Annotated in this window: 18 protein-coding genes; 2 read left to right on the forward strand and 16 right to left on the reverse strand. The window is 68.0% G+C overall.

Features of this window, described 5'->3' with window-relative positions:
* Positions 1–5: 5 nt before the first annotated feature.
* A complete protein-coding gene (locus VK92_RS34040; RefSeq protein ID WP_021157409.1) occupies positions 6–788 on the reverse strand; it encodes a 5-oxoprolinase subunit PxpA in 783 nt (260 codons plus the stop codon).
* A gap of 259 nt (positions 789–1,047) precedes the next feature.
* Between VK92_RS34040 and VK92_RS34045 the strand changes: the two genes are divergently transcribed.
* Positions 1,048–1,965 carry a LysR family transcriptional regulator gene (locus tag VK92_RS34045; RefSeq protein ID WP_048026260.1) on the forward strand — a complete coding sequence of 306 codons (918 nt, stop codon included), beginning with the start codon at positions 1,048–1,050 and terminating at the stop codon, positions 1,963–1,965.
* A gap of 78 nt (positions 1,966–2,043) precedes the next feature.
* Here VK92_RS34045 and bioB read toward each other — a convergent pair whose 3' ends face one another.
* The 9 genes from bioB to aceK form a co-directional block, all read right to left on the reverse strand.
* Positions 2,044–3,066, reverse strand: a complete 1,023-nt coding sequence (bioB, locus tag VK92_RS34050; RefSeq protein ID WP_048026262.1) for a biotin synthase BioB — start codon at positions 3,064–3,066, stop codon at positions 2,044–2,046.
* A gap of 55 nt (positions 3,067–3,121) precedes the next feature.
* Positions 3,122–3,841 carry a dethiobiotin synthase gene (gene bioD / locus VK92_RS34055; RefSeq protein ID WP_027788995.1) on the reverse strand — a complete coding sequence of 240 codons (720 nt, stop codon included), beginning with the start codon at positions 3,839–3,841 and terminating at the stop codon, positions 3,122–3,124.
* Entirely contained in the window at positions 3,838–5,142 is a 1,305-nt protein-coding gene (gene bioF, locus VK92_RS34060; protein ID WP_048026263.1) for an 8-amino-7-oxononanoate synthase, read from the reverse strand. The genes bioD and bioF overlap by 4 nt, the downstream gene beginning before the upstream one ends.
* On the reverse strand, positions 5,139–6,485 hold the full coding sequence (gene bioA, locus VK92_RS34065) for an adenosylmethionine--8-amino-7-oxononanoate transaminase (protein ID WP_048026264.1): 1,347 nt from the start codon (positions 6,483–6,485) through the stop codon (positions 5,139–5,141). The genes bioF and bioA overlap by 4 nt, the downstream gene beginning before the upstream one ends.
* A 520-nt stretch (positions 6,486–7,005) precedes the next feature.
* Complete coding sequence (locus VK92_RS34070; protein ID WP_048026265.1) at positions 7,006–8,280, reverse strand: dienelactone hydrolase family protein; 1,275 nt, start codon at positions 8,278–8,280, stop codon at positions 7,006–7,008.
* Between the two features lie 107 nt (positions 8,281–8,387).
* Complete coding sequence (locus tag VK92_RS34075) at positions 8,388–8,825, reverse strand: YchJ family protein (RefSeq protein ID WP_048026266.1); 438 nt, start codon at positions 8,823–8,825, stop codon at positions 8,388–8,390.
* Between the two features lie 48 nt (positions 8,826–8,873).
* Positions 8,874–9,551 (reverse strand): SDR family oxidoreductase, encoded by a 678-nt coding sequence (locus VK92_RS34080; RefSeq protein ID WP_021157400.1) that lies wholly within the window; start codon positions 9,549–9,551, stop codon positions 8,874–8,876.
* A gap of 102 nt (positions 9,552–9,653) precedes the next feature.
* Positions 9,654–10,424, reverse strand: a complete 771-nt coding sequence (gene can / locus VK92_RS34085; RefSeq protein WP_021157399.1) for a carbonate dehydratase — start codon at positions 10,422–10,424, stop codon at positions 9,654–9,656.
* A gap of 61 nt (positions 10,425–10,485) precedes the next feature.
* Complete coding sequence (aceK, locus tag VK92_RS34090; RefSeq protein ID WP_021157398.1) at positions 10,486–12,303, reverse strand: bifunctional isocitrate dehydrogenase kinase/phosphatase; 1,818 nt, start codon at positions 12,301–12,303, stop codon at positions 10,486–10,488.
* 305 nt (positions 12,304–12,608) lie between these two features.
* Here aceK and VK92_RS34100 point away from each other — a divergent pair, with 305 nt between their 5' ends.
* Positions 12,609–13,688 carry an MBL fold metallo-hydrolase gene (locus VK92_RS34100; RefSeq protein WP_021157396.1) on the forward strand — a complete coding sequence of 360 codons (1,080 nt, stop codon included), beginning with the start codon at positions 12,609–12,611 and terminating at the stop codon, positions 13,686–13,688.
* Between the two features lie 16 nt (positions 13,689–13,704).
* On the opposite strand, the gene VK92_RS34105 is transcribed toward VK92_RS34100, so the two are convergent.
* The 6 genes from VK92_RS34105 to VK92_RS34130 all read right to left on the reverse strand — a co-directional run.
* Positions 13,705–15,351 (reverse strand): ABC-F family ATP-binding cassette domain-containing protein, encoded by a 1,647-nt coding sequence (locus tag VK92_RS34105; protein WP_048026269.1) that lies wholly within the window; start codon positions 15,349–15,351, stop codon positions 13,705–13,707.
* Positions 15,352–15,550: 199 nt separating this feature from the next.
* Positions 15,551–17,146: an ABC transporter substrate-binding protein gene (locus tag VK92_RS34110; RefSeq protein ID WP_048026270.1), complete on the reverse strand. Its 1,596-nt coding sequence runs from the start codon at positions 17,144–17,146 to the stop codon at positions 15,551–15,553.
* 361 nt (positions 17,147–17,507) lie between these two features.
* Positions 17,508–18,281 (reverse strand): SDR family oxidoreductase, encoded by a 774-nt coding sequence (locus tag VK92_RS34115; protein WP_021162605.1) that lies wholly within the window; start codon positions 18,279–18,281, stop codon positions 17,508–17,510.
* Between the two features lie 19 nt (positions 18,282–18,300).
* Complete coding sequence (locus tag VK92_RS34120; protein ID WP_021162606.1) at positions 18,301–18,939, reverse strand: thiol:disulfide interchange protein DsbA/DsbL; 639 nt, start codon at positions 18,937–18,939, stop codon at positions 18,301–18,303.
* A gap of 69 nt (positions 18,940–19,008) precedes the next feature.
* Positions 19,009–19,911: an SPOR domain-containing protein gene (locus VK92_RS34125; protein WP_048026272.1), complete on the reverse strand. Its 903-nt coding sequence runs from the start codon at positions 19,909–19,911 to the stop codon at positions 19,009–19,011.
* Positions 19,912–20,028: 117 nt separating this feature from the next.
* On the reverse strand, positions 20,029–20,536 hold a 508-nt coding region (locus tag VK92_RS34130; RefSeq protein ID WP_048026273.1), incomplete at its 5' end, for a DALR anticodon-binding domain-containing protein.

Raw genomic sequence — 20,536 nt, forward strand, 5'->3', positions numbered from 1 at the left:
TTGAATCAGTGATGGGCGGCGAGCGGTTGCGGCCCGGCGGTCCGGATGCCTTCGCGGATCAGCGCGTGGCGCGTTTCGCGCACGAGGTCGAGCGCGCCCGGCGTGTCGCTGTGGATGCAGACCGAATCGAAATCGATGTCGATGTCGTCGCCGTCGATCGTCCGCACCTTGCCGTCGATGCATGCGCGCAGCACCTTGTCGGCGACCTGGCGCGGATCGAGGCGGCCGACGCGGCGCGTGAACACGATCGAGCCGCTGCGGTCGTAGTCTCGGTCCGCGTAGAACTCGCGAATGACCGGCTGCCCGTACTCGACGGCGACGCGGTATGTGACCGACGCCTCCATGCAGTACAGCCACAGGCCCGGATCGACGCGTTGCAGCGTTTCGACCAGCATCCGCGAGAACGCTTCGTTGCCTGCCGCATGCATGTAGAGCGCGCCGTGCGGCTTCACGTGCTGCAGGCTGACGCCGTTCAGGCGCGCGAACTCGCGCAGTGCGCCGAGCTGGTACAGGATGTCGTTGACGAGCGCCTGTGGCGTTTCGGCGATCGTGCGGCGGCCGAAGCCGACGAGATCGCGAAAGCCCGGGTGCGCGCCGATGCCGACGCCGGCGTCGCGCGCGAGCTGCACCGTGCGCGCCATGATGTTCGGATCGCCGGCGTGAAAACCGGTGGCGATGTTTGCCGAGCTGATCAGCGGCATGATCTGCTCGTCGACGCCGTCGCCGATCGTCCACGGGCCGAAGCCTTCTCCCATGTCGGAGTTCAGGTCGACGCTGTGCTTCCTCATACGATGTGCTCCTCCAGGTTCTCCGGTTCGCGTGCGTCGTGGCGCATGCCGAAACCGTGTTGAACGCAGGTTAGCCGCGTGGGGTGCGTCAAAAAAGTTCTATTTTTATATGCGACCGTATCGATTTTTTCGATACCGCGGAAAACGGCTGCCAGGTGCCGTCGGAGCTGGGGCGGCAGGGTTTCCACGAGGTCGGGTTCATGGGCTCGGCACGGTTGTTATGATGTTTGTCGCGTGCCCATCTGTTTTCTCATCGACCATGGCCCTGACTCTCAGACAGCTCAAGTATTTCGTCGCGACCGCCGAGCTCGGCCAGATCTCGCAGGCCGCGATCCAGCTCACGATTTCGCAGTCGGCCGTGACGAGCGCGATCAGGGAACTGGAGGACAGCCTCGGCACGCAACTGTTCCTGCGCACGCCGTCGGGTGTGACGCTCACCGACACGGGGCGGCGTTTCCTGAATCACGCGTACACGATCCTGTCGTCGGTCGACGAGGCGATGCGGATTCCGAACCTCGAAAGCACGCTGACCGGCACGCTCGCGATCGCCGCGAGCTACACGGTGCTCGGCTATTTCCTGCCGCACCACGTGCTGCGCCTGAACACGCTGTATCCGCGGCTGACGATCCACCTGCACGAGCTGAACCGCGAGTCGATCGAGGAAGGGCTGATCGCGGGCCGCTACGACATGGCCGTGCTGCTCACGTCGAACGTGTCGAATCCGGCGCTCGTGCTGGAGCCGGTGATTCACTCGGTGCGGCGGCTGTGGGTCGGCGCGCATCATCCGCTGCTCAGGCACGAGAGCGTCACGTTCGCGGAAGTCGCGCGCGAGCCGTTCGTGATGCTGACGGTCGACGAGGCGGGGCAGACGGCGCTGCGTTACTGGAACGAGACGCCGTACCGGCCGAACGTGATCCTGCGCACGTCGTCGGTCGAGGCGGTCCGCAGCATGGTCGCGAACGGCAGCGGCGTCGCGATCCTGTCCGACATGGTGTATCGGCCGTGGTCGCTCGAAGGGCGGCGCATCGAGACGATCGTGCTGCGCGATGCGGTGCCGCCGATGAGCGTCGGTCTTGCGTGGCGCAAGGACATCGAGTTGAGCCCCGCGATGCACGCGGTGCGCGATTATTTCCGGCACACGTTCATGGAGCCGCGCGCGCTCGGCGGCGCGGCCTGAACGACGGGGCCGGATACAGAAAAGCCGGGGCATGCCCCGGCTTTTCCGTTTGCAGATCCGGCCCGACGGCCGCTCCGCTTACGCGTTCGCCGACATCGCGTCCGCGTCGCTCGCGCGGATGCCGAGGCGCTCGAACAGCGCGCGATCCTTCTGCGACTGCGGGTTGCTCGTCGTCAGCAGCTGGTCGCCGTAGAACATCGAGTTCGCGCCGGCGAGGAAGCACATCGCCTGCAGCCCGTCGTCGAGCTGTTCGCGGCCGGCCGACAGGCGCACGACGGCCTTCGGCATCGTGATCCGCGCGACCGCGATCGTGCGCACGAATTCGAACGGGTCGAGCGGCGCGGTGCCTTCGAGCGGCGTGCCTTCGATCGCGACGAGGTTGTTGATCGGCACCGAATCCGGATACGGGTTCAGGTTCGCGAGCTGCGAGATCAGGCCCGCGCGTTCGCGGCGCGATTCGCCCATCCCGATGATGCCGCCGCAGCACACGTTGATGCCGGCGTCGCGCACGCGGTCGAGCGTGTCGAGGCGATCCTGGTAGGTACGCGTCGAGATCACCTGGCCGTAGAACTCCGGCGACGTGTCGAGGTTGTGGTTGTAGTAGTCGAGGCCCGCATTCGCGAGTTCCTGCGCCTGCTCGTCTTCCAGCATGCCGAGCGTCATGCAGGTCTCGAGGCCGAGTTCCTTCACGCCGCGCACCATCTCGGTCAGCGCCGGCATGTGGCGCTCCTTCGGGTTGCGCCACGCGGCGCCCATGCAGAAGCGGCTCGCGCCGTTCGCCTTCGCCGCGCGTGCGGCATCCAGCACCGCGTCGACGTCCATCAGCTTCTCGGCCTTCAGGCCCGTGTCGTGGTGCGATGACTGCGAGCAGTAGCCGCAATCTTCCTCGCAGCCGCCCGTCTTGATCGACAGCAGCGTCGACAGCTGCACCGCGTTCGCGTCGAAGTGCTCGCGGTGCACCTGCTGCGCGCGGAAGATCAGGTCGTTGAACGGCAGCTCGAACAGCGCGACGACGTCGGCGACGCGCCAGCGTTGCGAGGCCGGAGCGGCCACGGGAATCGCGTCGGGTTGCACGGTGGTGGCGGTCTGGGCTTGGGTCATATCGTTTTCCTGTCCTGGTCGGGGATGAGGGATCGGGGGATCTGTTTCTGTCGGGTCAATGCCGCGCGGCACGCAGCGTATCGACGAGCGCGGCGATGTCGAGCATCGCCGCGGCGGATTCGGGGGCGGCCGGGCTCATGTGCGGAATGCGGCCGAGCAGCGGCGCGCCGTGCTCGCGGGCGAGCCAGTCGCGCATCGTCGCGACGTTCTCGTCGGGGAACGACATCGCCGGGTCGACGTGGTTCGCGACCCAGCCGGCGAGCTTGAGGCCGCGTTGGCGAATCGCGTCGGCGGTGAGCAGCGCATGGCTGATGCAGCCGAGCCGCACGCCGACGACGAGCACGACCGGCACGCCGAGCGCGACCGCGAGATCGGCCATGTCCTGCGTGTCGTTCATCGGCACGCGGAAGCCGCCGGCGCCTTCGACGACGACGATATCCGCGCGCGTCAGCGCTTCGCGATGGCACGCGACGATCGTGTCGATGTCGAGCGTCACGCCTTCCCGCGCGGCGACGATATGCGGCGCGGCCGGTGCCTTCAGCAGGAACGGCGTGCGCAGCTCGGGCGGCAGCACGACGTTCGCGGCCGCGTCGAGCTGGTCGGCGTCCTCGTTGCGCCACACGCCGTCGCGTTCATATGCGCCGGCCGCGACGGGTTTCAGCGCGGCTGCACGCAGGCCGTGCCGCGCGAAGCCGTGCAGCATCGCGGCCGACACGAAGGTCTTGCCGATTTCGGTGTCGGTGCCCGTGACGAAAAGCGAGAGCGGGGCGGTCATGCCGCAGTCTCCCGCCGGGCCGCCCCAAGGGAGGCTGCAGCCCCCTCGGGGGGCAGCTCACGAAGTGAGCGTGGGGGCGGTTCCGTCTCCCGCGGGGCCGCGTGAGCGGAGGCTGCGGCTCCCTCGCTGGCTTCGACCAGCGCGGCTTCGAGCCGCGCGAGATCGTCGAACGAATGCGCGGCCGACAGCGACACGCGCAGCCGCGACGTGCCGACGGGCACCGTCGGCGGCCGGATCGCGGGCACCCACAGGCCGTGCGCGTCGAGCGCGCGCATCGCCGCGAGCGTCGCGTCGTTGCTGCCGATCACGAGCGGCTGCACGGCCGTGTGCGAATCGACCGGCTGCCAGCGCGTATTGCGCAGCAGCGCGCGCGTGCGTTCGATCAGCGCGGCGAGATGCGCGCGTCGCGCATCGCCTTCGTCGCCCGCGATCACCTTCAGGCTTGCCGATACCGCGTGCGCGACGGCCGGCGGCGCGGCCGTCGTGAAGATGTAGCTGCGCGCGCGCTGGATCATCCATTCGATCACGGTCTCGTGCGCGATCACGAATGCGCCCGCGACGCCGGCGGCCTTGCCGAGCGTGCCGACGTACACGAGATGCGGCGAACGCAGCGCGGCGGCCGCGAGCGCTCCGCGGCCCTGCGGGCCGAGCACGCCGAAGCCGTGTGCGTCGTCGACGACGAGCCACGCGCCATGGCGCTCGGCCAGCGCGACGAGTTCGGTGAGCGGCGCGATGTCGCCGTCCATGCTGAACACGGTGTCGCTGACGATCAGCTTCGTTTCGGCATCCGATGCGTCGAGCAGTGCGGCGAGCGCGGCCGTGTCGGCATGCGGATAGACCTGTACGTTCGCGCGCGACAGCCGCATGCCGTCGATCAGCGATGCGTGGTTCAGCGCGTCGGAGAAGAGGGTTGCGCGCTTGCCGGTGAGCGCCGTCATCGCGGCGAGGTTCGCCATGTAGCCGGTGCTGAAGTACAGCGCGCGCGGCGCGTCGGAGAAGCCGCCCGAGAAGGCCGCGAGCTCCTCTTCGAGCGTCGCGTGCGCACGCGAATGGCCGCCGAGCAGGTGCGAGCCGCCGCTGCCGGCGCCGTAGCGCTGCGCGCCTTCGGCGAATGCGGCGACGAGCGCCGGATGCGCGGCGAGGCCGAGATAGTCGTTGCTGGCGAAGCCGACGATCTCGCGGCCGTCGACGGTCATGCGCGCATCGCACGCGGTGTCGGCGGTGCGGCGCACGCGGCGCAGCCCCTGGGCATCGAGATCGGCGAGGCCGCGTTGCAGCGCGTCGAGCAGCGGGTGTGTCATCGTGCGATCTCCGCGAGCGTGGCGTCGAGCGTATCGCGCGTGTGCTGCGCGAGCCATGCGATGTCGTCGTCGCTCATCACGTACGGCGGCATCAGGTACACGGTCGTGCCGATCGGGCGCAGCAGCAGCTCGCGTTCCAGCGCGCGTTCGAAGAAGCGCCGCGAGAAGCCGCGCGCCGCGTCGCCGTCGAGCGCGACGTCGAACGCGAACAGCGTGCCGCGCTCGCGCAGGTGGCGTACCTGCGGATGTGCGTCGAGCGGCGCGAGCGCGGCACGCAGCGTGGCCGACTTGCGCGCGTTCGCCGCGAGCACGTCGTCGCGTGCGAAGAGGTCGAGCGTCGCGACCGCCGCGCGGCACGCGAGCGGGTTGCCCGTGTACGAATGCGAGTGCAGGAAGCCGCGCGTCGTGTCGTCGTCGTAGAACGCGGCGAACACGTCGTCGCGCGTGAGCACGAGCGACAGCGGCAGGTAGCCGCCGCTGATGCCTTTCGACAGGCACAGGAAATCGGGCCAGACGCCGGCCTGTTCGCACGCGAAGAAGGTGCCGGTGCGGCCGCAGCCGACCGCGATCTCGTCGGCGATCAGGTGCACGCCGAATTCGTCGCACAGCGCGCGCAGCCCGCGCACGTACGACGGATCGTGCATCGCCATGCCGGCCGCGCACTGCACGAGCGGCTCGACGATCAGCGCGGCGATCCGGTCGCCGCGTTCGACGAACAGGCGCCGCACGTCCGCGAGCGCGCGGCCCGCGACGTCGGCGGCCGTCTCGCCCGGCAGCGCGCCGCGCGCGTCGGGCGACGCGACGACGTGCGCATGGCGGATCAGCGGATCGTACGCGTCCTTGAACAGCGCGACGTCGGTCACGCCGAGCGCGCCGATCGTTTCGCCGTGGTAGCTGTTCGCTACGCAGACGAATTCCTGCTTGTTCGCGCGGCCGCGGTTGCGCCACGCGTGGAAGCTCATCTTCAGCGCGATCTCGACGGCCGACGCGCCGTCCGACGCGAAGAACGCATGGCCGAGCGTGCGCGCGGTGAGCGTGTGCAGCCGCTCCGCGAGCTCGATCGCGGGCTCGTGCGTGCAGCCGGCGAGCATCGCGTGCTCGAGCGTGTCGAGCTGGTCCTTCAGTGCCGCGTTGATGTCGGGGTTCGCATGGCCGAACAGGTTGACCCACCACGAGCTGATCGCGTCGAAATAGCGGCGGCCGTCACGGTCGTACAGCCACACGCCCGCGCCACGCGCGACGGGGATGAGCGGCAGGCGCTCGTGGTGCTTCATCTGGGTGCAGGGATGCCAGACCGCGCGCAGGCTGCGCGCGACCCAGTCGTCGGTGGCTGGCGTACTCAAGGCGGCTCCGGGGGATAAAACGGCCGCGCGGCATCGACGGGATGCCGCGCGGCGGGACAACGGGACAACGAAACGCGCTGAGATTAGCGTGTTCCGCGACGGGTTGCACTACCGGTTACAAAGGCCGCGAAGCCTTGCTGGACGGGAGTTCGGCGCAGATCGGAGCGGCTCGGGACGGTACGGTTCAGAAGTCCGGAAATGACCGCAGATGACGACGTTCGAGTGAGCCCCCCAACTGAAAAAAATCGGAGGGCGGGCGGTGCGGCAGGGTGAAAAATGGGGGAGCGAAGGGGCGAATCGGGCGGGGTGTTGTGGCCCCAACGCGGCCGGAACGTGAATGACTGAAAGCGGTGAGGAGGGGCGCGCGAGCATCGCGCGATGAGGCGGCGCGCTCGGGCCGGCGAACGATGCGAACGGCGTACGCCGGCATTCGACGCAAACGCGGCATGCAGCGCGTGCGCGAAGTGATGAAAAACGGGGGGAAGGAAAAACGAGACGGGGCAGCGAAGGCCGCCGCCCGTCAGCGCGACGCCAGCGCGCGCGTATCGGTATCGCGGGTGTGATCGTCGCCGTTGTCGGCCGTCTGCGTGTTCGTGTTCCACACGACCCGGTCGTTGACCGCATACAGCCGGCACGCGCCCGCGCCCTGCTTCGCGCAGTTGTCGAGCGCGAGCGCCATCGGGTCGTCGCCGCCTTCGGCCCACGACCACGCGCCTTCCGACGACACCGCGAACGCGCGGCTCGGATGCTGGTTCAGGAAGCGGCGATAGCCTTCACGTCCGGCTTCGTCGACATACGGCACCGCGTTGACCGCGTCGATCGACGCGTAGCCGGTGGCTTTCGGCTCGTGCGGGTTCGCGACCGCGTAGCGCACCGAGGTCGGCAGGTTCAACTGCGCGAGGAACGCGTTGACGGCCGGCCACCACACGGGCACGCCGTCGCGATCGACGATCAGCCGGTGCGCGTCGTCCTTGTAGCGGCCGAAATCGATGAACTGGGCCTGCGTGCCGTGCGACACGTACGCGTCGTGCATCTGCGCGACGAGCCCGGGCGTCCACACCGAATCGTTGTCGCCGTACAGCCACAACGACCGCACGGCCGTATGCGCGCCGTACTGGTCGAACGCGTCGACGAGGTTGCGCTGCCAGCCGTCGCAGAGGTCCTGGCGCAGCCCGCCGGAGAAGTTGATGATGCCGCGCACGCCCGGTGCGGCTTCGGTGCCGTACGCGACCGATACGAGGCCGCCGTGCGACGTGCCGGCGACGACGATGCGCGACGCATCGACATACGGCTGGCGCGACATGTAGCGCACCGTCGCGTCGACGTCGGCCGCCTGCGCGAGGCCGTTCTTGCCGACGTTGCAGCCTTCCTGCTGGTACGTGCCGTCCGAGCCCGCGAAGCCCTGGCGGTTCGGCGCGATCACCGCATAACCGCGGCGCACGAATTCGCGCGCGAACGCGAGCGGCCGGCTGCGCGGCTGCTGATGGAGATCGCCGGTGTTCTTGCCGTGGTTGAAGACGACGAGCGGGAACGGGCCGGGGCCGTTCGGCTTGAAGAGCGTCGCCTCGAGCGTGACGGTGCCCGATGCGTCGGCCGGAATGCGGAGGATCTGTTCGTTCAGGTCGGCGGCGACCTGCGGCAGGTTCGAATCGCCGTAGTCGAAGCGTTCGGCATGGGCGAGCGACCCGCTGGCGCCGGCGCCCGTCGCCGTATTGGCGTTCGACAGCGTACCGGCCTGAGCGGCCGACAGCGCGCAGGCCGCCATCCATCCCACCAATACCTTGCTGAACGCCATTCGTAAGCCCTGCCATGCAACATGACTGATCTGAGGGCCATCCTAGCCCGACAAATTCAGGTTGTGCAATGCGGGAATTACCCGGCGTCTGACACAGCAACTATTTGTCAACGTTCACTTACTTCGCCGTCGACGTAACGCCAGAAACCGTGCTCGTCGCGCTCGAAACGGCTCGTCTCGTGGAGCCGGTAAGCGCGTCCGCCGATCTTGTAGCGGGCCACGAACTCGACCTCCGCGTGCCGTTCGTCGAGCGGCGCGTGGCGTTTGACCGTGAGGCCGAGCCAGCGCGGCGCGTCGGGTGCCTCGGGGTCGGTGTCGAGATCGGGCGGGCAGGTGCGCGCGGCCCACGTCGCGCGCAGGTAGCCGGTCGCGCCGAGCACGTACGCGCTGTACCGCGAACGCATCAACTCGAGTGCGCTCGGCGCGGCTTCGCCGCCGTCGATGAAGCGGCCGCAGCAGGCCGCGTAGCGAGGCGCCGGCGCTTTGCCGGCGGGAGCGGGGGACGCGCCGCCGCACGGGCACGCGTCAGGTCGGTTCAAAATCATGCGAAACGGGAATTAACGACGTCCGGTTGTCGGTTGACCACCGGCTGACTACCAGCTCAGCTCGATGCCGTCGTACTGGAAGAAACGGCCGTTTGCCTGCGACACGTCCGCGCCGGATTCGGCGATCACGCGGCGCATGCCGGTCACGCTGGTTTCCGGATCGATCGCGGCCTGCGCGCCGCCCATGTCGGTGCGCACCCAGCCGGGATGGAGCGAGATGCACGCGGCGTGGCGCGTCTGCAGCGACGCGATGCGCAGCACGTCGTTCAGCGCGGCCTTGCTCGCGCGGTACAGCCAGCCGGTCGTGCCGGTCGCCTCGGCGATGCTGCCCATCCGGCTCGACACGACGGCGAGCACGCCGCGTGCGTCCTCGACGAGCGGCAGCAGGATCGGCAGCAGCTGCATCGGCCCGCGCACGTTCGTATGCATCACCGCGTCGAAATCCTCGGCGGTGATCGTCTCGACGCCCTCGGTGCGCGGCCCGTAGACGCCCGACACCATCACGGCCGCATCGAGCCGCTCGCCGTCGAGCTTCCAGCCGAGCGCAGCGATCTGCTCGGGCTGCGTGATGTCGAGCGCATGTGCTTGCGCGCCGAGCGCGCGCAGCGCGTCGAGCGAGGCGTCATCGCGCGCGGTGGCGATCACGTTCCAGCCGTCGCGCCGGTATTGCCGGACGAATTCGCGGCCGAGGCCGCGCGATGCACCGACGATCAATGCGGTTTTCATGCCCGTCGCTCCTTTGCTTGGCGCCGCCCTGGCGGTACCGGTGTCAGATCCGTTCGATGCGCATCGCGGCCGCGCGGCGTCGGCCGCCCGGCGGCTTGCGCGTTACTTCGCGTCGTCGCACGGCTTCAGCGTGTCGGCCACCGCCTGCGCGACGCCTTCGAGCCGCCGCGCGGCGTCCGCCGCGATCATGTCGTTGTCCGGCGCATGGTTGCCGCCGGCGGTGAGCGCGGCCACGCAGCGCTTGTAGGTCTCGTCGAGCGCGTCGAAGTTCGACACGGCCATCCCGAGGTTGCGCATCCGGCCGTCGTGCACGCCGTACACGAGCCCGTGCACGGTGAGCGACTGGCCGCGGGCCCACGCGTCGTTGACGATCGTCGTGCGGCAGACGTTGACGACCTGCTCGATCGCGTTCAGCTCGATCAGGCGGCGATAGCGCGCTTCGCCGACCGGCCAGTCCTCGAGCAGCGCCGCGTGGCGCTCGCGCACGTCCTGCACGTGATGCAGCCAGTTGTCGGCGAGGCCGACGCGGCGGTTGAGCAGCGCGGCATTCACGCCCGAGCAGCCGTAGTGGCCGACGACCATGATGTGCTTCACGCGCAGGATGTCGACCGCGAACTGGATCACCGACAGGCAGTTCAGGTCGCTGTGCACGACCACGTTCGCGATGTTGCGATGGACGAACACTTCGCCCGGCGGCAGGCCGATGATCTGGTTCGCGGGCACGCGCGAATCCGAGCAGCCGATCCACAGGTATTCCGGCGCCTGCTGGTCGGCGAGACGCGCGAAGAACTGCGGATCGTCCTCGAGCTTGCGTTTGACCCACGCATCGTTGTTGTCGAACAGGTGGGAAAGCGGATTGTCTTGGGTGTTCATCGGTGTGGCTTCCGTTGACGGAAATCGGGTCGGTACGGTATCGGGTTCGGTGTAACCGGCGTCAGGCGGCGCGCTGCGCGTCGCCTTCGCCGTCGTTCTGGTCCGTCGCGCCGAAGCGGTCGGGGTAGCGCACGCTGAAGCGCAGCGATGCGTCGTAGGGATAAAAATCGGGCAATTCACCCTGCAGCAGCTTGTCCTTGCTGGCCTGCCACAGCGCGGGATCGAAAAAGTCCGCGTGATGCTTCATGAAGACGTCGCGCACGCGCGGATCGCCGAGCAGGAACGGCCCGTAGGTCTCCGGGAAGATGTCGTGCGGGCCGACGGTATACCACGGTTCGCCGGACAGCTCGTCTTCCTCGTTGCGCGGCGGCGGCACGCGGCGCACGTTGCAGTCGGTCAGGTACTCGATCTCGTCGTAGTCGTAGAACACGACGCGGCCATGGCGCGTGACGCCGAAGTTCTTGTACAGCATGTCGCCGGGGAAGATGTTCGCCTTCATCAGCTCCTTCACCGCGTTGCCGTACTCCTTCACGCCGTGCTCGACGTCGGTATCGGTGCCGTTCTGCAGGTACAGGTTCAGCGGCGTCATCCGGCGCTCGATGTACAGGTGCTTGATCACGAGATTGTCGTCCTCGTATTCGAGCAGCGACGGCACTTCCTTTTCCAGCTCGCGCACGAGCGCGTGGTCGAGCCGCGCGAGCGGCAGCGCGACGCTCGAATACTCGAGCGTATCGGCCATCCGCCCGAGGCGGTCGTGGCGCTTCACGAGCTGGTACTTCTCCATGATCTGCGCACGCGTCGTTTCCTTCGGCGGCGGGAAGTGATCCTTGATGATCTTGAACACGTACGGGAACGACGGCAACGTGAACACGAGCATCACGAGGCCCTTGATCCCGGGCGCGATGATGAAACGGTCGCTCGAATGCGACAGGTGGTGCAGCAGGTCGCGGTAGAACAGGTTCTTGCCCTGCTTCTGCAGGCCGACCGACGTGTAGATCTCGGCCTTCGGCTTGCCGGGCATGATCGTGCACAGGAAGTCGACGTACGCGGACGGCACGCCCATGTCGACGAGGAAATACGAGTGCGAGAAGCCGAAGATGATCATCAGCTGGTCGCGGCGCAGCAGCACGGTGTCGAGCGAGAGCACGCCCGGACGCACGTGGCGGATCGGCACCGCGAACGGCAGCACGCGGTCGGCGTTGATGATGCGGCCGACGATGTACGCGCTCTTGTTGCGGAAGAACAGCGACGACAGCACGTGGATCTGGAAATTCGGCGCTTCGTCGAAGTGGCCGAATTCGTCGTGGATCGCCTGCATCACGCAGCCGATGTCGCGCGGGAGATCGTCGAACGCCGGCTCGAGCTGGAAGTTCGTGACGATGCGCTCGAGGGTGGCCTCGAGCCCGTCGGTGCCCGGATAGTACGCGCGGTAGGTCGGCTTCGCGGCCGGCTCGTCGTTCTCGAGATACTCGGTCGAGATCGCCGGGCGCACGAAGATGAAATCGTTGCTGAAGTACGAGCGGTGCAGGATCTTGCAGCACACCGAATTGAAAAACGTCTCCGCGCACTCGGGCTGGCGGTGCGACGTGAGCAGGCCGATGTAGTGCAGCTTGATCTGCTGCCACACTTCGTCGTCGATGTTTTCCGCGTCGTATTCGTCTTCCAGCACCTCGACGCATTCCTTCACGCGATCGTCGTACGACGTGATCCGCTCCCGCGCGAGCCGCTGCAGCCCGTGCCAGTCGCCTTGCTCGAACAGCGTCTTCGCTTCGACGGCCGCGTCGCGGAAGATCCGGTAGTGGCGGTCGAAGTTTTCGAGCATCGTCTGCGCGACGTCGAAACCGATCTGCGAAGACAGCAGTTTGGGGAAGTGATTCATTGCGTGCAGGCTCGTTCGGGAGGGGCTGTAAGCACTCGCCATTTTAGCGCCCAAGTCGGCGTTTCAATGACTTTCGGGGGGACGCGCCCAAGGCCCTCAATCGGCGCGTTGTTCGCCGTTGCGTGCCGTTCGGTGCATCTTCGCGTAAAGATACGGGTACGGAACCGATTCTGGCACGAACTTTTTTTGACCGGCAGGCGGCCGCCGGGCACGCGTCGAGCGCGACGGCGATAGAATCGACGCGACGCCCGCCGCGGCCTGCCGCCGGCGCGCATTCGCACCGATAACGACGAGACGCCCCACCGATGAACGCACTGGAACACCAACTCGACTACCCCTTCGCCGACACGCTGCCCGCCGCGGGCGACACGTTCGAGGTCGCGCCCGGCGTGCGCTGGCTGCGCATGCCGCTGCCGTTCTCGCTCGATCACATCAACCTCTGGCTGCTGCGCGACGAGATCGACGGGCAGGCCGGCTGGACGATCGTCGATTGCGGGATCTCGTCGGAGGCGATCCGCACGCACTGGGAGCAGATCTTCGACACGCATCTCGACGGCCTGCCCGTGCTGCGGGTGCTCGTCACGCACTGCCACCCCGATCACTTCGGCCTCGCGAACTGGCTGTGCGAAGGCGGCGACAAGGGCCGCTGGAACGTGCGGCTGTGGATGACGCTCGGCGAGTACATGTTCGGCTGCCTGATGGCGGCCGGCAACGGCTCGAACGCGGGCGGCGCGGCGGCCGCCGATCATTTCGCGCGCCACGGGCTCACCGATCCGGCTGCGCTCGACAAGCTGCGCAACCGTCGCCACTACTACTCGGATCTCGTGCCGGCCGTGCCGCCGCGCTACCGGCGCCTGCGTGAAGGCGATGCGGTGACGATCGGCGCGCGCACGTGGCGCGTCGTGACCGGCTTCGGCCATTCGCCTGAACATTGCGCGCTGCATAGCGAAGCGGACGGCGTGCTGATTTCCGGCGACATGGTGCTGCCGCGCATCTCGACGAACGTATCCGTGTTCGACCTCGAACCGGAGGCGAATCCGCTCGCGCTGTACCTGCAGTCGCTCGGCCGTTACGAGACGATGGCGCCCGATACGCTGGTGCTGCCGTCGCACGGCAAGCCGTTCCGCGGCGTGCGCACGCGCATCGCGCAACTGCGCGAACACCATGACGCGCGCCTGGCCGAAGTGCGTGTCGCATGCGCGGAAAAGCCGATGAGCGCGGCCGACATCGTGCCGATCATGTTCCGCCGCCGCGAACTCGACATCCACCAGATGACGTTCGCGCTCGGCGAGGCGCTCGCACACCTGAACCTGCTGTGGCTCGCGGGCGAGCTCGTGCGCGAGCAGGGGGACGACGGCGTGCTGCGGTTCCGCACCGCCGGCTGACACCGCTTCGTTCTCCTCATGCGACGGGTTCGTAGCGCCACCCGTCGCGATGCCACTGCATCGTGTGCGTCGGGTCGAGCGCCGCGAGAAACGCGGTGTCGTGCGAGGCGACCACGATCGCACCGGGGAAGCCGGCCAGTGCGGCTTCGATCGCACGCACCGATTCGAGATCGAGGTGGTTGGTCGGCTCGTCGAGCAGCAGCAGTTGCGCGGGCGTGCCGCGCCACAACGCGCATGCGAGCGCGGCCTTCAGCCGTTCGCCGCCGCTCAGCTGACGCGCCGGCTGCGTCGCGCGCGCCGCATCGAGCTGCAGCAGCGCGAGCCGGCTGCGCAGTTCGCCCTCGGCGAGCGGCGTATCGAGCAACCCAAGTTGTTCGACGATCGAGCGCTCCGGATCGAGCAGCGCGAGCCGCTGGTCGAGATACGCGGCGCTCACGTGCGTCGTGCAGGCTCCTGAACGCGGCGTGAGTTCACCCGCGAGCATTCTCAGCAATGTCGATTTGCCGCAGCCGTTCGGGCCCGTCAGCGCGATGCGCACGGGGCCGCTCGCCGACCACGTGATGCCGTCGGTGTCGCTCGCGACGAACCACGGCAGTCGCGCGCGTTCGAGCGTGAACAGCTGGCGGCGTGCGCTGACCTCGGTGCCCGGCAGCGACACCAGCACGGGCGCGTCGATTTCGACGCGCGCGGCCGCCTGCTGCACGCGTTCGTCGAGCGTCGCCTTGAAGTCGTTCTGGTGGCGCCGCACCTGCCCCATGATGTTGCGCGCCGCGCCCTTGCGGCTTTGTTTCGCTCCCGACGACAGGTTGGCCGTCTTCGCATCGCGCAGCGACGCGGCCGCGTGGCGCTGGATCGTGTCGTGTTCCTGTTCGAGCCTGCGCCTTGCGCGCCCGCGTTCGGCACGCGCGTTGTCGAGCGCCGCTTGCGCGGCATCCTGATCCGCGTCGCGCTGCGCGCGGTAGAACGCGTAGTTGCCGCCGTACGAACGCACGCCTTGTGGCGTCAGCTCGACGATGCGCTGTACGTCGGCGAGCAGCGCACGGTCGTGGCTCACGATGACGAGGCCGCCGCGCCAGCCGTCGAGTGCCGCGCGCAGCCACGCGCGGCCCGGCGCGTCGAGGTGGTTGGTCGGTTCGTCGAGCACGAGCAGGCCGGCGCCCGACAGCAACGCGCCGATCAGCGCGACGCGCGCGCGCTGTCCGCCGCTGAGTGCGTGCGCGGGCGTGTCGGCGCGCACGTCGTGCAGGCCGGCCGCGTCGAGCGCCGTGCGCAGCCGTTCCGCGAGATCCCAGCGATCGCCGATCAGGTCGAAGTCGTGCGGTTCCGCGTGGCCGTCCGCGAGACGCGCGAGCGCGCCGAGCGGCGCATCGAGCGCGGCGACCTGCGAGACGGTGCGCGGGTTTGCCGCCGCGTTGCCGTCGTCATGCTGCTGCGCGACGTAGACGACGGGCGTGTGCCGCTCGATCGTCCCCGTGCTCGGCGCGCAGCGGCCCGCGATCAGTTGCGCGAGCTGGCTCTTGCCGATGCCGTTGCGGCCGACGATGCCGGTCGGCGTGCGGTCGATGGAAAGGTCGAGCGAATCGAACAGCGTGACGCCGTCGTCGAAGCGGAAGGAAACGTGATGAAGCGCGACGAGCGCGCCGGTGGGCGTGGCAGCAGCCATAAGCACCTCCAAAAATGCGTGAAGACCTTCGCGCGCGGCGTGCGTGGCACGGCGGCGAAAACATTTCGGGAAGGCTTAGTTGTTCACTTTGGCTGGCGTCCGGTATGAGGAATGAGCGCGCAGTGTAGCAAGCGCGGTGCGCGGGCCGCAAGCGACGGCCCGACGCACCGTCGCTTGCGTGCCACGCGCGAGGGTCGCGTTACTGCACGGCGACCGTCGTGAAGTTCTGCCGTCCGAACGGGCTCACGTGATAGCCGCTCACGCTCGTACGCGTGAGCGCGGCCGCGGTCGGGTAGCCGAGCGGAATCCACAGTGCCTGGTCGTGGATGATCTTCTGCGCGGCTTCGTACAGCTTCGCGCGCCTCGCCTGGTCGGCGGTCGACTTGCCGTCGGCGATCAGCTTGTCGAGCTGCGCGTCGCAGAAACGCGCGAAGTTGATGCCCGACTTCACCGCGTTGCAGCTGAACAGCGGCGACAGGTAGTTGTCCGGATCGCCGTTGTCGCCGGCCCAGCCCATGAACAGCATGTCATGCTGGCCGAGCTTCGCCTGCTTGATCAGTTCGCCCCATTCGATCACCTTGACCTCGGCCTTCACGCCGATCTTCGCGAGATCGGCCTGCAGCAGCTCCGCGCCGACCTTCGGGTTCGGGTTCAGCACGCTGCCGGTCGGGCGCGTCCAGATCGTCGTCGAGAAGCCGTTCGGGAAGCCGGCCTGCGCGAGCAGCTGCTTCGCCTTCGCAGGATCGTACGCATACGGCGCGACGTCCTTCGCGTAGCTCCACGTATTCGGCGGATACGGGTTGTTCGCGGCCGTCGCGGTGTTGTCGAAGACGACCTTCAGGTAGGTCGCGCGGTCGAACGCGAGGTTCAGCGCTTCACGCACCTTGTCGTTGTCGAGCGGCTTCTTCTGCGTGTTCAGCGCGACGAACGCGGTCATGAACGCGGGCGTCTGCACGACCTTCAGCGCGTTGTCGCCCTTCGCGGCGAGCACGTCCTGCGGCTTCGGCGACAGCGCGATCTGGCATTCGCCGGCCTTCACTTTCTGCAGGCGCACCGACGGGTCGGGCGTGATCGCGTAGATCAGCCGGTCGACCTTCGGCTTCGCGCCCCAGTACGTCGGGTTCGCGTCGTAACGGATCAGCGCGTCCTTCGTATAGCTCTTCAGCACGAACGGGCCGGTGCCGACCGGCTTCGCGTTCAGGTCGGCCTGCTTGCCGGCCTTCAGCAGCTGGTCCGCGTATTCGGCCGAGTAGATCGACGCGAAGCCCATCGTCAGGATCGGCACGAACGTCGCGTTCGGTTCGTTCAGCACGAACTTCACGGTGCTGTCGTCGACCTTCGTGACCGATTTCACGAGCTTCACGAGGCCCATCGACTGCGCGTGCGGGAAGCCGCTCGCGCCGGCCACCTTGTGCCACGGGTTCGAATCGTCGAGCATCCGCGAGAACGTGAACACGACGTCGTCCGCGTTCAGCGCGCGGCCCGGCTTGAAATAGTCGGTGGTCTGGAACGCGACGTTCGGGCGCAGGTGGAACGTGTACGTGAGGCCGTCGGCGCTCGCTTCCCATTTGTCGGCGAGCGCGGGCACGACCTTCTTCGCGGCTTCGTCGTACGACACGAGCGTGTTGAAGATCACGTCGGCCGACGCGTTGGTCGTGACAAGCGAGTTGTACTGCACGACGTCGAAGCCGTCCGGGCTCGATTCCGTGCAGACCGTGAGCGGCTTGGCGGCGGCGAGGCCGGGGGCGGCGAGGGCGGCGGCGAGCGCGGCCGCGGCGAACAGCTTGACCTGCATAGGATCTCCCACGTGGCTTGTGTTTTTTGCTGGGTGACGGGATGCGGGCGCGGCCCGGAAGCGGGCAGGGCCGGCGCGGCTGGCGAATAGCATACCGTCAAAGCGTGCGACGCGTGGAAAAAGGCGCCTGAACGCGGTGAATTGACCGAAAAACGGCTGCGTTCGCGACGGAACGGGTGTTGGGGCGGCGAGCGGCGGAGCGCTGGCGCCGGGGAGGCCGGGCAGCGGCACGGCGAGGACGGCGCGGCAGCGTTGCGGGCCGGCCCCGCGAATCGAAGTGTCGAAGCCTTTGGGCGTCGGTGTGGAGAGGCGGAGAAGCGGAGAAGCGGCCCGCGATGCGTCACGCGGGCCGTTTGGCCGATCAGTGCGCGCCGGCCTTCGGCTTGCGCGGCGCCTTCTCGAACAGGCGGTCGTAGAGCCAGCGCGGCAGCACGTGCAGCACCTTCGCGACGACACCCATCTGCCACGGAATCACGCGGAACGCGTGCTGCCGGGCGATCGCCCGGGCCGCTCGTGCGGCGAAGCGGTCGGCGTCCATCAGGAACGGCATCCGGTACGGATTGTGCGCGGTCATCGGCGTGCGGATGTAGCCGGGCGCGATCGTCACGACGCCGACGCCGGCCGGCCGCAGCTCGACGCGCAGCGCTTCGAGGTACTTGATCGCGGCCGATTTCGACGCGCTGTACGCGCCGGAGCCCGGCAGCCCGCGCACGCCGGCGACGCTCGCGACACCGACCAGCGTGCCGTGGCGCGCGGCCGTCATCGGGCCGACGAACGGCTCGAACGTCGCGACCATCCCGTAGTAGTTGATGTCCATCACGTCGCGGAACGTCGCGAGATCGCCCTGGCCCGTGACGGCGCCCTGGCTGATGCCTGCGTTCGCGATCACGACGTCGGGGCAGCCGTGCGTCGCGATGAACGACGCGGCGGCCGTCGCGAGCGCGTCGGCGTCGCGCACGTCGGCGGAGTAGACGGAGATGGACAGCTTCGGGAAGCGTCGCGCGAACGCATCGAGGGCATCGGTGCGTCGCGCGACGAGTGCGAGCGTGGCGCCCTGGCGGGCGTATTCCTCGGCCATCGCGAGGCCGAGGCCGCTCGATGCGCCGGTGATGAAGACCTTCAGCGGAGTAGTCATGCCGGCGCGCGGGCGGGGATCAGAGCTTCTTGTCCTGAACCTGCTTCACGAGGAAGTCGAGCACCTGGGCGGTACCCGGGATGCTGTTCGCGTAAGCGGGGCCCGTCTTGTACTTGCCCTGGACGACGACCGTCGGCACGCCGTCGATCGCGTAGTCCTTCAGCAGCTTGGCCGACTGGTTCACTTCGCCCTGCACGCTGAACGAGTTGTATGCGTCCATGAACTGCTTCTTGTCGACGCCCTGCGTGGCCAGGAAGTCGGCCTGCGCCTGCGGCGTCAGCAGGTAGTTCTTCTGCTTGTGGATCGCGTTGAAGATCGCCGGCGTGACCTTCTCGGAGATGCCGAGCGCGGACACCGCGTAGAACAGCTTCGAGTGCGGGACGAAATCGTCACGGAATGCGACCGGGACGCGCTTGAAGTCGATGTTGCTGCCCTGCTTCTTCACCCAGGCTTCGATCGTCGGCTCGAATTCGTAGCAGTGCGGGCAGCCGTACCAGAAGAACTCGATCACCTCGACCTTGCCGGCCGGCGCGGACACCGGCTGCGGCGACTTCATCACCTCGAAGTCCTTGCCGGCGACCGGCGCGGCGGGCGAAGCCTGCGCGAGGCCGGCGGCCAGGCCCAGGGAAAGAAGGAGCGTGCTAAGCAGTTTTTTCATGTTGTGAACGTCGAATCAGTTGCTCGGGTTACGGAACGTAACGGGTTCTGAGTGGGCTCGGCCGGTTGCTTACTGCTTCGTGAAACGGATCACCGCCGTGTCGACACCTGCATCGGACAGGCGCTGGCGGGCCGAGTTCATATCCTCGAACTTCGAGAACGGGCCGACGCGCACGCGGAAGTACGTCACGCCGCTGACATCGCGCTTCGACACCTTCGACTCGAAGCCCTGGAAGCCGAGGCGCGCGCGCTGCTGCTCGGCGTCGCCTTCCGTCTTGTACGCGCCCACCTGCAGGAAGTAGCCGGTATTCGCGTCGTTCGCGGTCGGCGGCTTCGCTGCCGCGGCGGCCGTGGCCGACGAGGTCGGCTTCGGCGTGTTCGCGGCCAGTTGCTGCTGTTGCTGCTTTTGTGCGGCGGCTTGCTGCGCCTGCTTCTGCGCGGCGAAGCGTGCGAGGTCGTCCTCGCCGCCTTGCTGCTGTTGCTGCGCCTGCTGCGTCTTCTTCGGCGGCGGCGTGGTGTCGGCCGGCTTCGGCGCGACGGCGACGCCGTTGCCCGACGACGTGTTGTTCGACGCGGTCGTGCCGTTCGAGCTGCCGGTATTGTTCGAGCCGCTCGAGCCGTTGGCCGACGGCGGCACTTCGACGATCTGCGGTTCGGGCAGCAGGCCGCCCTGGGTCTGGTTCGCGGCCTGGCCGGGCGCGGTGTTCGGCGGTGCCGACTGGGCGGCCTGCGGCACCGGCTGGCCGGGCGTTTTGCCCTGCAGCGCGCGGTTCGGATCGAACTGCTGCGGCTGGCTCGCGCCGTTGTCGGCCGGCGGCGGCGCAACCTTCGACACGAACGGCGACGGGGAACGCGTGATGTAGAGCGCCACCACCACCGCGATCGCGAGGCCGACGATCAGGCCCAGCACGATTCCAAGAAATGTCCCTCCGGCTTGTTTCGATTGTTTCGAAGTGCGGCGTGGTTGTGCCATTGCTTGAGTCACCTGCAAAAAGAATCGTGAAAAGGCTGCGGCGGGCGTCCGACGGCGGGTATCCGACGGCGGGCGCTGCCACGGCCATTCGCTGCCCGGTTCGGGCCGCTTGCGTCGTTACATCTTGGCGGGCGCGGACACGCCGAGCACCGCCAGACCGTTCTCGAGCACCTGCCGGGTCGCGGCGAGCAGCGCGGCGCGCGCATTGCGCGGCGCTTCGTCGTCCACCAGCACGCGCTCCGCATTGTAGAACGAGTGGAATTCACCAGCGAGGTCGCGCAGGTAGAACGCGACCGCGTGCGGCGCCAGCTCGTTCGCCGCGTGCGTGAGCATGTCCGGGTACTCGGCCAGCTTCTGCATCAGCGACGCCGCCTGCGCGCTCGTCAGCTGCGACAGGTCGGCGCCCGGCAGCTGCGCGGCGTCGACGTTGTAGCGCGCCTTCAGTTCGTTGAGCACCGAGCAGATCCGCGCATGCGCGTACTGGACGTAATAGACCGGGTTCTCGTCGTTCTGTTTCAGCGCGAGGTCGATGTCGAACACGAACTCGGTATCGGCCTTGCGCGAGATCAGGAAGAACCGCACCGCGTCGCGGCCGCGCGTGATGGTCGCTTCGTCGATCAGGTCG

The sequence above is a fragment of the Burkholderia sp. LK4 genome, assembly GCF_001043615.1.
Lineage (GTDB): Bacteria > Pseudomonadota > Gammaproteobacteria > Burkholderiales > Burkholderiaceae > Burkholderia > Burkholderia cepacia.

Bases quoted from the DNA above. Each gene is read 5' to 3' on its own strand.
- VK92_RS34110 (WP_048026270.1), bottom strand. From the start codon at position 17,146: ATGCAGGTCAAGCTGTTCGCCGCGGCCGCGCTCGCCGCCGCCCTCGCC.
- bioB (WP_048026262.1), bottom strand. From the start codon at position 3,066: ATGACCCAAGCCCAGACCGCCACCACCGTGCAACCCGACGCGATTCCC.
- VK92_RS34125 (WP_048026272.1), bottom strand. From the start codon at position 19,911: ATGGCACAACCACGCCGCACTTCGAAACAATCGAAACAAGCCGGAGGG.
- VK92_RS34115 (WP_021162605.1), bottom strand. From the start codon at position 18,281: ATGACTACTCCGCTGAAGGTCTTCATCACCGGCGCATCGAGCGGCCTC.
- can (WP_021157399.1), bottom strand. From the start codon at position 10,424: ATGAACACCCAAGACAATCCGCTTTCCCACCTGTTCGACAACAACGAT.
- VK92_RS34080 (WP_021157400.1), bottom strand. From the start codon at position 9,551: ATGAAAACCGCATTGATCGTCGGTGCATCGCGCGGCCTCGGCCGCGAA.
- VK92_RS34075 (WP_048026266.1), bottom strand. From the start codon at position 8,825: ATGATTTTGAACCGACCTGACGCGTGCCCGTGCGGCGGCGCGTCCCCC.
- VK92_RS34100 (WP_021157396.1), top strand. From the start codon at position 12,609: ATGAACGCACTGGAACACCAACTCGACTACCCCTTCGCCGACACGCTG.
- VK92_RS34045 (WP_048026260.1), top strand. From the start codon at position 1,048: ATGGCCCTGACTCTCAGACAGCTCAAGTATTTCGTCGCGACCGCCGAG.
- VK92_RS34120 (WP_021162606.1), bottom strand. From the start codon at position 18,939: ATGAAAAAACTGCTTAGCACGCTCCTTCTTTCCCTGGGCCTGGCCGCC.
- VK92_RS34040 (WP_021157409.1), bottom strand. From the start codon at position 788: ATGAGGAAGCACAGCGTCGACCTGAACTCCGACATGGGAGAAGGCTTC.
- aceK (WP_021157398.1), bottom strand. From the start codon at position 12,303: ATGAATCACTTCCCCAAACTGCTGTCTTCGCAGATCGGTTTCGACGTC.
- bioD (WP_027788995.1), bottom strand. From the start codon at position 3,841: ATGACCGCCCCGCTCTCGCTTTTCGTCACGGGCACCGACACCGAAATC.
- VK92_RS34070 (WP_048026265.1), bottom strand. From the start codon at position 8,280: ATGGCGTTCAGCAAGGTATTGGTGGGATGGATGGCGGCCTGCGCGCTG.
- VK92_RS34105 (WP_048026269.1), bottom strand. From the start codon at position 15,351: ATGGCTGCTGCCACGCCCACCGGCGCGCTCGTCGCGCTTCATCACGTT.
- bioF (WP_048026263.1), bottom strand. From the start codon at position 5,142: ATGACACACCCGCTGCTCGACGCGCTGCAACGCGGCCTCGCCGATCTC.